Origin of the sequence: Paenibacillus forsythiae T98 (assembly GCF_000520735.1) — a bacterium.
Taxonomy (GTDB): Bacteria; Bacillota; Bacilli; order Paenibacillales; family Paenibacillaceae; genus Paenibacillus_AQ; species Paenibacillus_AQ forsythiae.
Map to the genome: position 1 here is coordinate 1 of NZ_ASSC01000616.1, position 15304 is coordinate 15304.

The window sequence follows — 15304 nt, forward strand, 5'->3', positions numbered from 1 at the left end:
TAGTTGCTGTCAGGCGAGGGGGAGCGAAAGGAAAGCATGGCCGAACAAGGGCACAAACCGGAGCTTAGGGAACCCCGAAGATGTCGGACCATTGAGGGCTGAACCCTCCCTTTTCCGAAGTCGATTCATCCCCTGCATTGCAGAGGAAGGGGTCTTCTCGCCTATTCTGATAAATACAACCTTGTGACCACGCTCTGAGAGCATACCTCAAAATATAAAGACCGGCAAGAGCAGCGCCCAAATCCGCTCCCTTCCGGTCTTCGTTCATATAAATGCAGAATATTTAGAGACTACTGCTTCAACGAGAGGACCAGAGCCTCGTAAGGTTGAAGCTGGAAAGAGCCGGGATTCCTTGCCCCCTCAGCATAATTTCCGATCATCCACGCCGCCGAAGTATAAGAGGCCAGGGAGTCGGGAAATTGAAACCAGGGAGTGCCATCGCTGAAATTACAAATGACCAGCCACTTCTCATCATTCCATGTTCTTGTATAGGCATAAATCTCCTCATGATCGTCCAGAATCAGGTCATATTTGCCGTAGACCATAATCTCATGTTCTTTGCGCAACTGGATAAGCTTCCGGTAGAAGTAAAAAATAGAATCGGGATCAGCCAACACATTCTCGGCGTTAATCGCCGTATAATTCGGATTGACCTCAATCCACGGTGTACCGGCTGTAAACCCGCCATGCGGCGTCCCGTTCCACTGCATCGGAGTACGGGCATTATCCCGGCTTCTGTGATGAATGGCGCTCAGCATCGTGTCAGACGCGATCAAGCCATTGTCGCAAAAGTCACGGTAAGCATTAACCGTCTCAATGTCTCTGTACGCGTCAATTTGTTCGAAATGGACATTGGTCATGCCCAGCTCCTCCCCCTGATAAATATAGGGGCTGCCCTTCAGCATATGCAGGCATACGGCCAGCATTTTGGCGGAAATGACCCGGTACTCCTCACTGTCGTTGCCGAAATTGGACACCGCCCTCGGTTGGTCGTGGTTGCTCCAGTACAGGCTGTTCCACCCGGTCTCCTCCAGCCCGTACTGCCATTTGCTGAAAATCGTTTTAAGCTCAGTCAGCTTCCACTCCCCTACAGACCAGCGTCCATACTCCCCATATCCCAGATTGACATGCTCGAAATGAAACACCATGTTCAGCTCATTCCGGTGATCTCCGGTATAAAGCTTGGCTTCTTCAACATCGACACCGGGCATCTCGCCTACAGTCACCAAATCATACCGGGACAAGACATTCGAATTCATCTCCTGCAAATATTCATGGATACGGGGACCGTTCGCAAAGAACGGCATGCCGTTTCCGTAGGTAAGCCCCCTCAAAACCTCACCGTCCGGAAGATCCGGGACCTTGGAGATAAAATTGATCACGTCCATGCGGAATCCATCCACTCCCTTGTCCAGCCACCAGGCCATCATCTCGTGGATTTCATTCCGGAGCTTGGGATTCTCCCAGTTCAGATCGGGCTGCTTCCTGCTAAACAGGTGCAAATAATATTCGCCGGTCTCCTGATCCCGTTCCCATGCGGAGCCTCCAAAGAATGAACCCCAATTATTCGGCTCCTTCCCGCCATTAGACGGCCTCCAGATGTAGTAATCCCGATAAGGGCTATCTTTGGATGAACGGGATTCCATAAACCAGGAATGCTCATCCGAAGAGTGGTTGACCACAAGATCCATCATAATTTTAATACTGCGCTCATGCGCCGCATCCAGCATTTCGTCGAAATCGGCCATCGTCCCGAATTCATTCATAATATTCCGGTAGTCGGAAATATCGTAGCCGTTGTCGTCATTGGGAGACTGATAGACCGGGGACAGCCAGATCACATCAATTCCGAGCTGCTGCAGATAGTCCAGCCGTGATGTGATTCCCTTCAGGTCGCCAATCCCGTCTCCATTGCTGTCCTGAAAGCTCCGGGGATAAATTTGATAAAACACGGCTTCCTTCCACCATTTTTTCTCCATGATTTATACGCCTCCATTAAATTAATGTGAAGATTTCACCGTTTGCAATTCTTCTACAATATTAGGAAAAATCTTGTCCAGTTTGTAAAAAGCCAGGAATACGATTTGCAGCGCGGCCAAAAGGATCGGGAAATAAATAAACATGAAATGAATCGACCAAAGAGCCGATGCGCTGATGGAAGCCTGACCTCCAACATATCCTCCAATGGCCAGCCCCCAGCCGATAAACGCCGCCCCAAGCCCGCCTCCCGCCTTGGTTCCAAAGCTTCCTGCGCTGTACACCAGACCCTCTGTCCGCATCCCGGTCTTCCATTCGCCATATTCAATCGTATCGGCCAACATCGCGAAGAACGTGCCAAGAATGGCCGCATGGCCCAGCGCTTTGACGATCAGTCCGGAGCAGACAACCGCGAGGTTCGCCGGACTCACGGCAATGACAAGCGAGCCCAGGATTAATAAAAGACTTCCAATAATAGATGAGTTGCGTTTGCCAATTCTTTTTACAATGGGCGAGAGGATCGCATAGCCAAGCAGCGAAGGAGCAAGCAAGGATAACCCCAGCACCCCGACCAGATCGGCGTCATGCAGCACATAACGGGCATAGTATACATTCATTCCTGTGCCGATGGAATTATTGATGAAGTACACTACGGCAAAGCCAAGAATCAGCTTCCAGTATTTGTTGCGGAGCAGCGCGCCAAAGGCACGCTTGAAAGGAATCTGCTTTTGCACAACAGAGGGGGTAACCGTTTCCTTAGTGCTAAAGAATGTAACGAGGAAGAAAAAGGCGCCAAGCAACCCGAAGATGACAAAGGAGATCACCCAGCCTTGTTGACCGCCGCCAAACGCTTTCACAAGCGGCAATGTAAAATAGTTGATGAGCAAAGCGCCCATCGTGGCCAGGGACATGCGGAAAATATTCAGCAAGGAGCGCTGGTACGCATCTTGCGTCATCATGGAATTCAGGACTCCGTACGGGACATTGATGCTGGAGTAGATGAAATTCATCAGTATATACGTGAAGTAAACGTATACAATTATCAGTGTCATATTGGTGTCCGGCACGGTAAACAACAGAATTCCCGAAAGAGCAAACGGGCCGGACATCCAGAGCAGCCAAGGGCGGGCCTTGCCGTGTCTGCTCTTCGTTTTGTCAACCATGGCGCCTATCCCAAGATCAATAAAGGCGTCGAGGATACGCGTAATCAGCATCAGAGTACCAATAATACCGGCATTAATCCCAATAACGTCCGTGTAGAAATAGGATAGAAAAGTCATAGCCGCGGCGAATAGCAGTTGGCTGGCAAAATCGCCAAAACCGTATCCGATCTTTTCTTTTAAACTAATGTTCGGGGGTGCTTCCGGTAGAGCTTCTTCTCTTTGTACAAGCAGATTGCCCATTGCTTTCTCTCCTCTTTTCACCGATATTTTCTTTAGGTCTCCCTGTTCAGAAAACGTTTTCTGATAAAAATCTAAAATCCCTATATTTAAGCGCATTCAATTAGAGAATGAAGGCAATAAAAGACCTAAAGGATGTGAATAGCCCGAAATATAGCGGTTTTCTGAGAAATCGTTTTCTTGGAACGATTATACTCTGCCATTCAAATTTGGTCAAGCGCTTTCTTTTACCTTCTCCTCCCTAACCTGCATCTCTTAATATACCGGATAAATTGCGTATTTAAGTAAACCTGATATAATGAATTTACTTTCAGAAAACCTTTTCTGGATGTGCATCTTCCCTTATCCTATGCATGAAAGTCGGTAAGTGCTTATGAAAATTACGATAAAAGATGTTGCCCGGATGGCCAATGTCTCCGTCTCTACCGTATCCCGGGTGATTAACAACAGCCCAACGGTTGGCAGCGACATTCGCCAGCGTGTGCTGGATGTGCTGGAGGCCACTCAATTCCGCCCAAATGCCATAGCCAGAACGCTCGTAAAAAATAATTCTTCGCTGATAGGCGTGCTGCTGCCGGAAATTAAAAACAATGTTTTGGACGATATGGTTGAAGGAATTAATCAAGTGGCCCGGCTGTACGGCTATGATGTTGTGATTGCGCTGTCGGGAGGAAACGCGGAAAGCGAGCTTCACTATTACAATTTGTTCCGGGAAATGCAGGCCAGCGGGATCATTGTATCCGCGAGCGGTATCCGGGATTCTCTGTTTGAGCTCATTGAGGCTTCACAGATCCCTTGTATTCTGGTAGGCCGGGATTTCCGCGAGAAATCGATTCCGTCCGTACACGTGGACAATGTATCGGCCGCCTATGAGGCGGTGACTTATCTGATTCAGCAAGGTCACCGCGACATCGCCATGCTGCGGGGCGCACAGGGCGATATCTCGGCAGGCAACCACCGGTTCCAGGGCTACGAGCAGGCGTTGACGGCGGCTCATCTGCCTGTTCGGGCCGAACGGGTATTGGAAAGCGCGCTGTCGGTGGAAGAAGGCGCCGCCTCCATGCGGAAGCTGTACGAATCGGGGCCGTTGCCGAGTGCCGTATTCTGCGCTACCGACCGGATTGCCATTGGCGCAATGAACTTTCTGGCGGAGATCGGGGTCAAGGTGCCGGAACAGGTCTCCTTCTTTGGCTTTGACGACATTGATATGACGGTCATTATCCGGCCAAAGCTGTCAACCGTGCGGTATTCGGCATCCGAGCTGGGCATGGTTGCTGCCCGCAATCTGATTAAGCTCATTAGGGGAGAGGAGCTGTCCGCCTTTCACTGGTCCGTCTCGCACCAGCTCAAGATTCGCGACAGCATTGCCAGGTTGAAATAGATGAGGACTAGGGGAAGCCTTGGCAGCGCCGCCGCCAGATCGTCTCTGGTAATGACGGCATCTCCCGGAATCCCCGGATTTCGGGCCGGACTCCGCCTATGGAAGATTCGTGTAAAATGAACTACGGAGTGAAGGGTATTCCTTCTCCGGGGCTTTTACGGTCAGGAGGGGACTATTGGAGAGAGGGCGGTTCGCGGTAATGATGGCGCAGAGCCGGGCTTCCTCCGGACCGTTCCGAAGGAAGCGACGACGGCTTATGTGCATTGTTGCAAGCGCAATGGAGCGAAACGCCTGCTGGCTTCGGGGGAACCGAACACTCCGCAAGCATTGCCCGGCCGGTTCCACCGGCAGCGCCATGACGAGAGCTATGCGCTGGCGCTTATAGCGACAGTGAATATTTTCTCAATAAGCTGCAATGCGCCTCTGTATCCGATGTAGCTTTTGTTCAGAACCACTTCATAGGACGCCGGAAATCCGACTTCGACAATTTTGCCATTCAGCGCCTTGGCCGTATCCCTTTCCCATGTTGTTCCAAAAATAATCGGGGGCTTATGCCCAAAGTCAGTCTCTCTCAATAATTTGCCGACGATATAGCCATCTTCAACAAAATCGACCGTGGTGGCGACATCATGAGCGAGCTTTTGATATTCTTGAGCGATGGCTTCTCTATATTTTTCCGGCGCATTATCGGTGATGATTTGTTTCTTCGGAATTAAGCCGAGCTGATTCACCAGAAACTTGTTCAAGGCCAGATTATACGTGCTGTCCCCGACTACGGCATAGGTTGCCGGCAGCCCCCACCAATATTCGGAGTAGAAATCATTGAAATGCTCCAGGTAATAGTAGTATTCTTGTTCTTCCTGCTCAATAAATGACTCGGAGGTTGCAGGGTCAATGCCCGCGAACTCAACGACCTGTCTAATAAATGCTGCTGTTTGCTGCGCACCGATCGGTAACACCGGGATGTGCAAATACGGCTGATTGTACTTTTGTTCCAAGTGCTTGGCCGTTTTCAGCCCGAGCCATGGCGAGACGACCAGATTAAACTGGGCATGAGGGATCGTCTTCCATTCCTCGACTCCGGCCGATTTGCCGCCGAACAAAATATTGACCCTGAAACCGGCGCCCTCCAGAATCCGCTTCAGCTCGGACAAATCCCCGCGCCAGAAGGTATTCTGATACGGCAGCTCCGACCAGACATTAATCAGCCCTTTTTCCCTGTGGTCCTTGTTAAGCGCAAATTTATCCACGTACTGATCAATGATGGCTGTCGTTATGATCTCATGGCCGACGAAGTTATTGCCCTTAAAGCCGCCGGTTTCGGCATACACAATGGGGACTCCCTGCTTCTGATATTTACTGACGACCGCACCGACATCATCCCCGACCAATTCTCCGATGCACCCGTTCAGCACCACAAACAAGTCGCCCTCTATGATCTTAAGAGTGGATTTAATTAATTCGTCCAGGCGCTTCTCGCCGCCGAACACCACTTCTTTCTCGCCGGCATTGACGCTTGGTGAGACCGAGCCTCCCGAATACCCGCTGCCCTGAAAGCCGTTGTAGAAGGCCAGGCTGGTGTATTGTTTGTCCATGCAGCCCGGTCCGCAGTGGCCGATGGGAACGGCGCCCGGAATGGATACGACGCTGTACAAGGCTCCGACGGCACAGCCGTAGCGCACTTGATTGATTGAATTGGTCTGCCCGTGCTCATTTTTGGTAACTGCCATGGTAGTCTCCTTTTCTATGAAAATCGTTGTTTACGCATCGATCAATTCCGGATGCTTGGCGAGAATGTAGGGGTCTTTTTGTTCAAGCCACCACTGCTTATAAGGGAGCTTTGCGTGCTTTTTCAGATCATCATGGAATTTTTTATGGGCGAGAATGTCCAGAATAGCTTCACCCAGATTAACGATGCCTTCGTAGCCGATCGCGATATGTTCATCGCCAAGCGGGGCAGCCGGGATACCGAGCTTGGAAGCCAGCGGCGCGAGACCGTTATGTCGGATCAGGATGAAATCCGGCTTGACCTCCTGCAACAGACCGTAGAATTGATACTGCTGCCTGTTGCTCACATTAAACGACGGGACCTCCCCGTAATTTTCAATCAGATGCCCCAATGAATCCTCTCTGGGATCGCCGCTGTCATAAACGGGATCATGGTGGAATACCAGCGAGCCGTCTACCTGAATATCCAGCTCTCTCAGGACTTGAATCAGTCCGTGGGCGTAAGCGGAGCCTGTAGCTACGTATCCTTTTAAGCCCTGAAGCTTCTTTTTAAGCTCGGCGATCTTCGGCTTCACTCTGGCGTGTTCCTTCGCGATGTACTGCTCTACAAGCTCTTCCCTATGGGTGACTTTACCAAGCTCGCGAAGCCATGCATCGGTTCCGGCGAATCCGTAGGGCATCGGAGCCTTGACCTCGGGCACGCCAAATTCCTGCTCCAGCGCCGCTGCCATATACGAAGAGAGCGTATAGCAGAAGCCTACGGTTGCCGCCGCTTCAGACAGCTGCTCAAGATCGGAGACGGATGCCATATCCACAACATAATTGACCCTTAGATTAAACTCTTTGAACATGGGGGTAAAGATATCCGAACCCCAAAGACTGATGACATTAACGAGATCCTCTTGCTTTTTCGTGCTTTTTTTCACAATTTGTCGCAAAATGCCATGCTGGGTCGCATCAAACCCGGTACTCCAATGCTTCGATCTGAATCCTTCGCAGAAAAGAGGAATGACGGGAATCCCCAGCTCCTCTTGTTTCTTCCTTGCAACACTTTCAATATCTTCGCCAATAATCCCGGTAGGGCAAGAGGTTCCTATGAAAATGGCTTTGGGTGAATACCTTTCCCAAGCATCGTCTATGGACTGCTTGAGTTTGCCAAGCGCGCCAAACACCATATCCGTCTCCTGCAGGTTTGTATTGATAATTCTAATATTCTCGACTTTATGGCCTCTCATGGCCAATCCATTGCGGTAGATGGAATTGTAAGGAACTTGTCCGGCGCCGCAGCCGATAGGGGAATGCTGGATCAGCACCGCATCTCGGACATTGCCTGCCTGACATTCAACCATTTGCTCACTGCACACCGAGCCTTGAGTGAAAGGTCCTTTCGCTTCACACAGACGGCATCCGTCTTTATTGCTCTTACATCCGCTTCCTCTTCGCTGATAGCCTGATTGCGCGTGCAGATCCGACGCTGTTCCGTTCCAGGCGATAATTGTGCCAAGCCGCCGCTCGCGATTCTGAACTTCAGTCAACCTCAAATTGATCTTGCCCATTCGCTTTCCATCCTCTCTCATCCCATTTGATGCCCGCTCATCTGTAATGGCAGTAGTTGAAGCAATATTTCATACTAAATAGCTAGGAATTATATGCAATGACCAAAGTATATATTTGCGTTAAAATTCTGTCAATATATCCTATGGTTTATTTTGTAAAGCTGCCGATTCTTGTCACTTCGGGGGGCCAGGAGAAAAAAAGACACTGGCGGATTGCCCGGCCAGTAAACCACCGACCCTATGAATCCAATGGCCTCTCACTGAATTTTACTGCTTAGGGTCAATAACTAAATTTATAGAACATTTTTCCTTTTTCTGATAAACTGTGTGACAATGATTGCCTGGGAGAAATGATTACTATCATTTTGGTTTTAATGGAGATTTTCAGGAAATGCCGGGCAGAGAAAATTTTTACATGGAATGTAAAGCTCAACAAATACAAGGCGTCAGGAAAATATGTCGTTCATAGCAAACAGCCCCGGGGAGTCCCTCGGGGCCGTTATATACTTGCTGACAGAAGCTTGAGCATAACTGGCAATTTGTCAAGCTGTGAGTAACGAGCGCTTTGTCGATTTGCTCCAGTTGCTGCTCATCAGGAGGGGGTTCTCACGGCGTTGACTCTCCTGCCGCTCACGTTCCATCTGTGCGCGGCGCTCCGGCGAGATGGACTTCATCACTCTTCTGTTGAATATTCATCTACATTAAAGGTCAGTATCTTATCGAAAATCACGTACTCGGTACGTTTTTTGAACGGCCCTTTGTTCCAGGTTTTGTTGAAGGCGTATTTGGCAGGCCCTACTCCCGTGTCTTTTTGATCGTACCAGTCGATGAAGGCATCCACTTCGGTCATGGAAAGGTCATATTCCTTCTCGGTTCCGTTGGTGAGATAGATGGTAAGGATTGCGCGTCCAGGCATTTCTGCTGCTTGGGGAACAGCGGAAACTTCGTTCGAATATCCAGACTCTATTCCGTTTACCGTCGCACTAACAACAAAATAATAGGTTGTTCCATTTGTTAATCCAGGAACTACATAACCACCATAGACATCCTTTGTTACCGTTACCGTTTTAGTGTAATCACCTGAATTAACACCGTATCTTATTTTATAACTATCAGCTTGTTTGGGTTGATCCCAACTCAACGAAATATTGCTATTACCAGAAGTAGCAATCAGTTCACTCGGAACATTATCAACGATTTCGCCTGTACTGTCTATATCAACTGCATTGATTGTGATAATGCCAGATGCTGATGTTCCTCCTATAATTTCCACACTATGAACACCTTCGTCTAATCCAGTCTTTTCAAAAACCAATGTCTTTTCTTGATTAGTCCCATATTCAGAATAGGTGTACGTAGTTCCGTCAATAATGATTTTGTTGTTTGTATTTCTCTGAGGATAACGATAAGCTATAAGTCTAATTTTCGTACCCTTGAAATTAAAAGATACTTTTGAATTTGAAGTACCTTGGTATAAAGAATATTGAGAGATATACACCCAGGTATTGTCAAAGTAAAAATGATTGTGTGGGGCAGCATTTACTCTCTTCCAACCTGCTTCAGGCCCTGTCAGTTGACTGCCTACGCTGGCTGCAAACGTACTCGTTTGAAATGCAAAAAATGATACTGCCATAATTAAAACCAAAAACAATTTTGATGCTCCACACTTCCAACTCTTCATAAACATCCATCTCCTTTAATATGTATGCATCAAGCCTACACCAAAAAAGGGCGAACAAACAGTCTGTTATTCGACAGAAATTTACAATACACTTAAGGGTTATTGAGGGAAATTTTGGATAAAAATTAAAATAAAAACGCCAGGTAAAAACCTGACGCGACTGCCACAATTATTTTGCAGAAACGAATTGAATAACTCCAATAGCCATTAATAATACAAATACACCTAATATGATCCAAATTACCGTCCTCAGATAATTACGCGGTGAGGGACGATTCATCTTACTCTCAAGCTCGGTCACACGGTCTTCAAGTTCCCGGATTCTGTGATCTCGATCCAAAGGTCAAATCTCCTTCCTACAGAAAAGAGCCAAAAACATAGCCGATTTCATATGAGTTCTTAACTAAAGCATCTATTCCTTGTGCCAAGAGTGTGCCTATGTGGAATATAGCGGTGACCATGTATAAAAAGATGACTGGGCGTAATGCGAGAAAAAATTTCTTCAAGTTTTCTCTCCTCATTAACTCCTCCCCCTCAAAGGATATAATTGTCAGCCACTTCATTTCTCATAGAATATTTCATTTGGGACATCATGTAAGTGAACAAAGTCTCGGCCTGGAAAAATTCAACTAGCAAAAACAACCGCCAAGGTGTGATACATTTGAGCCAGATCCATGACGACTGCCTTAGGATTCAGGCTCAAAAAATCGGGATGCTGCTCAGCATACGCATGTAGCGCGTCCAGCTTGCGCCCAGCCAGCAGGTCTAGCATGGTTTCGCCTCGAAGATCATGAATACCGGTATTGTAGGTGTGCCCTTTTTTGATCGCAAAGTCGTCCATGCCGAGCACCAGTTCTGGCGTGTCTTGGGCTTGGCGCCAAGCCTGCTCGAGCAGACGTTCGTTCTCTGCGGGCAAGGCCTCTTAATGCATGCGCTGAACCGTGCTGGCGGGGGCTTCTTGCATTCTCGCGCTATGCGCTGCCGTAGAGCCGAGCGCCTGGTTTACGGGCTGTGTGCGGAAATGGCGGCTGTATTGTTCCTTGGGGCCAACCCACGCATACAACCAAACAAAACCAATATTTATTACACCGCGAACAGGCCAAGCGCAGCGAGGGAAGTGCAAAAAGCACTTCTTGCCAAAGACGCTGACATGGCGAATCTTGCGTGACTTATTACGGCCGTCCCGCTTCACCGCTTGTTCGGAGCAGCAGATCGGACAGGGCTGTTTGTAGGCCACCGGTGAGGCTTCCAAATGCACTTCCGTTGCACTGAGGGAGAGAACGCTATGAAGTTGTAGCTCTGGTAATCCGAGCATTTCATTGATATATTGGAGTGGCATCTGTCATATCCTTTTTGTTGTTGAGGTAGGACTTACAACAATACAGGAAATACAGATGTTTTTCCATTTCTAGCCTCGTTTTTTTCGTGCTTCGATTTTCAACCGCTAATTTTGGGTTTGAGCCATTTTTCTTGTGGTTATTTTAATAAAGGGTTTCTAAATCTAGGTATAATTTGGATTTTTATTGCAGTCAAAAGATTTATTTGGTATATTTGGGTGGAATAAATAAAAAATGGGGGTTTTTTGGGTGAAAAAAAGAATTTTCCTAGTTTTATTTTGTGGAATTGTTTTTACAATTTTTTTAGCTGGAGCGAGTAAGGAAAGCACAAAGTTTAACCTTAAAGCTGATGCTAATACACAAGCTTTAGAAAATTTAAAAGAAAATCCTGTTTTTCAAAGTAATGAAAAAAAATTCAAAAACCTCGATAAAAAGGCTAAGGTTCTAATTGATTTAAGTTTAAGAAATAAGCAGGAAGTTAAAGAAAATTACGATTTACTTGATGCTAGTATTACCGGAAATATAATACTTGATAAAGCCTATCCATTTACTGGTGAAGGGCAGCTATCTCTAATATCTTTTGACAATAGATCTGTCTATTACGGAAGTATTGATATTAACATGAGGACACCTCTTGGTGACGATTTTGGATCACTGTCCATGAGATATGAACCGGGTACAAATCAGTTAGATATTTCAGTAACAAGTGGTGACATAAATGACTCGGCAATGATCCCATTTGGAACTCCCTTTCTTACATGGGACGATCTTGAGAAAGTTGATAAAATAATGAATATTGAGGAGAATGTTGACAATGAAAGTGTTAATTAAGTGTTTACTAATTACTCTATCCTTTATACTATTATCAAGTTCTTTTATTGTTAAACAGCAAGTTATATCTGCTGCTTCTCTAAACGAAATATATTATTTAAAAGGGGCTGCCTATAATTCTACTTTGAGTAAAATTGGTTCTAGTAATACTGATATCGGTAGTTCTGCTGTCGTAGTAACGGCTTCTACAGCATACGACGGCCGGTCAGTAGGAAAAGAAAGAATTAGAGCTTGGACTAGAAATGCAATTATCGCTAACTATTACAACGCTGGTATAGTTAAAACAAATTATTTGTCACTATCTTTTGGAAGTCCTGATTATGTTATTTTATTAGTTAATGAAAATGAAATACTTCCTCAAAAGACTGAATCATTCGATGAAATACCAGGGTTGAGCTATTATTTAAAAGGGGTTTTGACTCCTATTTATGAATTGTCATTGGCGTTAATCCCGTCGATAAATGGTACTGTAAATCATAATATTTCTGCAAACCAAACCGGAATTAGCTTATCTATTACTTCTACAAGTTCTCAATGGGAGCTTCCTTCTAACATAGGGTATAGGGATGCAGAAAGTTATTATAATGGCATTTACAATACAAGTACAGGAACAACAAGTAAACAGGGAACTTCAAGAGGTGCGTCCGCTTATGTAGGTTATAAATATATACTGCAACCAGGTCAAAGCGGCAATTTATCTGCTTCTGCTATAGCACAATACGAAGTGAGAGTATTTAATGATCCAGTCTCAGGGATTCCATTAATCTTTAACGCTACCAGCGGAAAAGCAAATGTTACACATACTATAACTGGCAGCTAGAAGAGAGCTAGGGAGAAGGCATATGAGAAATACTAAAGTAGCCTATGCTGTATTAATAATAAGTATATTACTTTTTATAGTATCCTTATTTTTTATGAGCAAGTATTTTACCCTTAAGAATGAAATGGAAAGTTCTACTGAAGTCAGCTATAAATCGTTTAATGCACAGTTGGTTGAATTTAAAAAAGCTTTAGAAGACTATATAAATAACAATAAACGATCTGATGAGGAAAGATTATTGGTAATTTCTTTAGCTGAGGCACAGAAATCATTTGAAACTTACGGTGTTTTAGTACACTTAAGTGATAAGATTAATGAGCCACAATACCAACAAAGAAACCAACTTTTCTTACAGCTTTGGGGAATAATTTCGAAAGATTATGGATCTCTTTCCCTTGAAGAATTGAAAAAAATTGATAATGAATCCAGTATTATAATTCAAGCACTTCAAGAGTCAGATAAATAGTATATTTATTAATTCCAGTAAAAAACCTCGGGGATAACCGAGGTTTTTTATTTCTTCTAAATTCTCTCAAGACATCTTTTTAAAAGAGGTGCTATGTACTCACACTCATGATCTCCTGAATCCAGATCCTCTCCGGCTCTCCATCCAGCAGCTGCAGCTTAATCTTTCGGGCATGTTGATAAATAGCCGCCACTATTCCGGTTTAGGACCAGTATTCGAACGGGTCAAAGGTATCTACCATAATCTCTGTCCCTTATTCCTTAGAGGTTTCAAGTGCCCACAGGATACGAGCCTGATGCTCTGGAAGAATGGACTTACTCTCCCATAGCCCACTTTCAAGTTTTTTCATGATGTCCCCTATCTCCGACGCCTCCAAGTTGGCCGGGGTTCTTCTCGTTCCCATGCTTCCAAGATTACCGCTGTCTCTGGCAGCCATTGGATGTATCGCCCTCTACCAACTCCTGCAGCGCCGCCCGGATGTGGCCGTTCTTGATTCTTTTGACCTCAATCTTCCGCTGCGTGATCTTACCGGACCGGTCTATATATAATTAACGCTTTGCAGGAAATGTGATTTTATTGTGTTATTTTTCTCATAATTAAAGCCCCCATAAGGAGGCTTTAATCGTTGGCCGACGTTTTTCTAACATGCAGTCAAAATAAAATTTAAATATAGAACATATAGTTGTCAGTATGCGTCTCTTCCTTGAAGGAGATGAGGTCCGCCAGCGTCGTGGAATCCAGCACATCGGCGATGCTGTCGCGGATACGCAGCCACAGGTCGCGCTTGGCCGGATCATCTTCTTCCGTGAAATCCACGGGAGAGATCGGCCCTTCCAGCACGCGGATAATATCCCCGGCTGTGATATCGGACGCTTCACGGGATAAAATATAGCCGCCATAGGCGCCGCGAATACTCTTGACGAGGCCCGCGTTGCGCAGAGGCGCAATCAGCTGCTCCAGGTAATGCTCGGATAATCCGTTTTTCTCGGCAATGCTCTTCAAGGATGTGGGACCTTCGCCAAATCTGACGGCGAGCTCCATCATGATGGTTAATCCGTATCGGCCTTTTGTCGATATTTTCAAAGGGGCACCTCTTTCAATATAATAGCTGGGTATAGTATAATTAATATTTGGTCAAAACAGTAAGATAAATCAGCGTATTCCGATGATTGCTCTTGAGTTTATGTTATCATATCCGCAGACGGTTTTGAAACTCAAAACGTATTTTTTTTTACAGTTTTGTTCTTCCGTGGCGGACGGCGATGACATAAGGACCTTCGAGCGGCCTGTTCACCCGCTGGCTTTCACCGGTTTGACCGTTCAGGCTTTAACATTCTATTTAAAAAGTTGGTGATCCACGATGGCAAAAGCAAATGAAAATACCCGCGTCGTTGTCGGCATGTCGGGGGGAGTGGACTCCTCCGTTACGGCGCTGCTGCTGAAGCAGCAGGGCTATGACGTCATCGGCATCTTCATGAAGAACTGGGACGACACCGACGAGTTCGGCGTTTGCACGGCCGAGACCGATGCGGAAGATGTGCGCCGCGTATGCGAGCAGATCGACATCCCTTACTATACCGTAAACTTCGAGAAAGAATACTTCGATAAAGTATTCACCTATTTTCTCGACGAATATAAGGCTGGCCGGACGCCTAACCCGGATGTCATGTGCAACCGGGAGATCAAGTTCGGCGAATTTCTGAACAAGGCGCTGCAGCTTGGCGCCGATTATGTGGCGACCGGCCACTACGCGCGCGTCGTGGAGGAAGGCGGGGAATTCAAGCTGCTCCGCGGGGTGGACGCGAACAAGGATCAGACTTATTTCCTCAATGCGCTAAATCAGCAGCAGCTGTCCAAAGCCATGTTCCCGATCGGCCATTTGCCGAAGCCGGAGGTCCGCCGGATCGCCGAAGAAGCCGGACTGTATACAGCGAAGAAAAAAGACAGCACCGGCGTCTGCTTCATCGGGGAACGCAATTTCCGTGAATTCCTGAGCCAGTACCTGCCAGCCAAGTCCGGCGACATGGTGGATATCGCCACCGGCGAGGTCAAAGGACGCCATGACGGGCTGATGTACTACACGCTCGGCCAGCGCCAGGGCCTTGGCATCGGCGGCTCCGGCACAGG

13 protein-coding genes are annotated in these 15304 nt (G+C 46.7%); 5 read left to right on the forward strand and 8 right to left on the reverse strand.

Annotated features, from left to right (window positions below):
* Window positions 1–290: 290 nt before the first annotated feature.
* On the reverse strand, window positions 291–1979 hold the full coding sequence (locus L692_RS0119130; protein ID WP_025701675.1) for a glycoside hydrolase family 13 protein: 1689 nt from the start codon (window positions 1977–1979) through the stop codon (window positions 291–293).
* A gap of 21 nt (window positions 1980–2000) precedes the next feature.
* Window positions 2001–3380: a glycoside-pentoside-hexuronide (GPH):cation symporter gene (locus L692_RS0119135; RefSeq protein WP_025701676.1), complete on the reverse strand. Its 1380-nt coding sequence runs from the start codon at window positions 3378–3380 to the stop codon at window positions 2001–2003.
* A gap of 370 nt (window positions 3381–3750) precedes the next feature.
* On the opposite strand from L692_RS0119135, the gene L692_RS0119140 reads away from it, so the two are divergent.
* Window positions 3751–4758 (forward strand): LacI family DNA-binding transcriptional regulator, encoded by a 1008-nt coding sequence (locus L692_RS0119140; RefSeq protein ID WP_084463270.1) that lies wholly within the window; start codon window positions 3751–3753, stop codon window positions 4756–4758.
* 365 nt (window positions 4759–5123) lie between these two features.
* On the opposite strand, the gene L692_RS0119145 is transcribed toward L692_RS0119140, so the two are convergent.
* The 5 genes from L692_RS0119145 to L692_RS30760 form a co-directional block, all read right to left on the reverse strand.
* Complete coding sequence (locus L692_RS0119145; protein WP_025701678.1) at window positions 5124–6488, reverse strand: nitrogenase component 1; 1365 nt, start codon at window positions 6486–6488, stop codon at window positions 5124–5126.
* 30 nt (window positions 6489–6518) lie between these two features.
* Window positions 6519–8042, reverse strand: a complete 1524-nt coding sequence (locus L692_RS0119150; protein ID WP_025701679.1) for a nitrogenase component 1 — start codon at window positions 8040–8042, stop codon at window positions 6519–6521.
* Window positions 8043–8715: 673 nt separating this feature from the next.
* On the reverse strand, window positions 8716–9723 hold the full coding sequence (locus L692_RS0119155; protein WP_025701680.1) for a fibronectin type III domain-containing protein: 1008 nt from the start codon (window positions 9721–9723) through the stop codon (window positions 8716–8718).
* Window positions 9724–10348: 625 nt separating this feature from the next.
* A complete protein-coding gene (locus L692_RS30755; RefSeq protein WP_025701681.1) occupies window positions 10349–10639 on the reverse strand; it encodes a transposase in 291 nt (96 codons plus the stop codon).
* A gap of 6 nt (window positions 10640–10645) precedes the next feature.
* Window positions 10646–11062, reverse strand: coding sequence for a hypothetical protein (locus L692_RS30760; RefSeq protein ID WP_025701682.1), 417 nt, complete (start codon window positions 11060–11062; stop codon window positions 10646–10648).
* 247 nt (window positions 11063–11309) lie between these two features.
* Here L692_RS30760 and L692_RS0119180 point away from each other — a divergent pair, with 247 nt between their 5' ends.
* The 3 genes from L692_RS0119180 to L692_RS0119185 are packed head-to-tail and all read left to right on the forward strand — an operon-like array spanning window position 11310 to window position 13177.
* A complete protein-coding gene (locus L692_RS0119180) occupies window positions 11310–11891 on the forward strand; it encodes a hypothetical protein (protein ID WP_156940509.1) in 582 nt (193 codons plus the stop codon).
* On the forward strand, window positions 11875–12711 hold the full coding sequence (locus L692_RS31980) for a hypothetical protein (RefSeq protein WP_156940510.1): 837 nt from the start codon (window positions 11875–11877) through the stop codon (window positions 12709–12711). The genes L692_RS0119180 and L692_RS31980 overlap by 17 nt, the downstream gene beginning before the upstream one ends.
* Before the next feature lie 22 nt (window positions 12712–12733).
* The gene (locus L692_RS0119185; RefSeq protein WP_025701684.1) at window positions 12734–13177 is read left to right on the forward strand and encodes a hypothetical protein; all 444 of its coding nucleotides are present in this window, start codon (window positions 12734–12736) and stop codon (window positions 13175–13177) included.
* A gap of 663 nt (window positions 13178–13840) precedes the next feature.
* Here the strand turns inward: L692_RS0119185 and cymR are convergent.
* The gene (gene cymR / locus L692_RS0119195) at window positions 13841–14260 is read right to left on the reverse strand and encodes a cysteine metabolism transcriptional regulator CymR (protein WP_025696081.1); all 420 of its coding nucleotides are present in this window, start codon (window positions 14258–14260) and stop codon (window positions 13841–13843) included.
* A gap of 277 nt (window positions 14261–14537) precedes the next feature.
* Here cymR and mnmA point away from each other — a divergent pair.
* Window positions 14538–15304 (forward strand): tRNA 2-thiouridine(34) synthase MnmA (gene mnmA, locus L692_RS0119200; protein ID WP_025701686.1); only part of this gene is annotated, 767 nt, incomplete at its 3' end.

Coding starts and splice junctions, on each gene's coding strand:
- L692_RS0119140 (WP_084463270.1), top strand. CDS start 3,751: ATGAAAATTACGATAAAAGATGTTGCCCGGATGGCCAATGTCTCCGTC.
- L692_RS30760 (WP_025701682.1), bottom strand. CDS start 11,062: ATGCCACTCCAATATATCAATGAAATGCTCGGATTACCAGAGCTACAA.
- L692_RS0119130 (WP_025701675.1), bottom strand. CDS start 1,979: ATGGAGAAAAAATGGTGGAAGGAAGCCGTGTTTTATCAAATTTATCCC.
- L692_RS0119150 (WP_025701679.1), bottom strand. CDS start 8,042: ATGGGCAAGATCAATTTGAGGTTGACTGAAGTTCAGAATCGCGAGCGG.
- L692_RS0119155 (WP_025701680.1), bottom strand. CDS start 9,723: ATGAAGAGTTGGAAGTGTGGAGCATCAAAATTGTTTTTGGTTTTAATT.
- L692_RS31980 (WP_156940510.1), top strand. CDS start 11,875: ATGAAAGTGTTAATTAAGTGTTTACTAATTACTCTATCCTTTATACTA.
- L692_RS0119135 (WP_025701676.1), bottom strand. CDS start 3,380: ATGGGCAATCTGCTTGTACAAAGAGAAGAAGCTCTACCGGAAGCACCC.
- L692_RS0119145 (WP_025701678.1), bottom strand. CDS start 6,488: ATGGCAGTTACCAAAAATGAGCACGGGCAGACCAATTCAATCAATCAA.
- L692_RS0119185 (WP_025701684.1), top strand. CDS start 12,734: ATGAGAAATACTAAAGTAGCCTATGCTGTATTAATAATAAGTATATTA.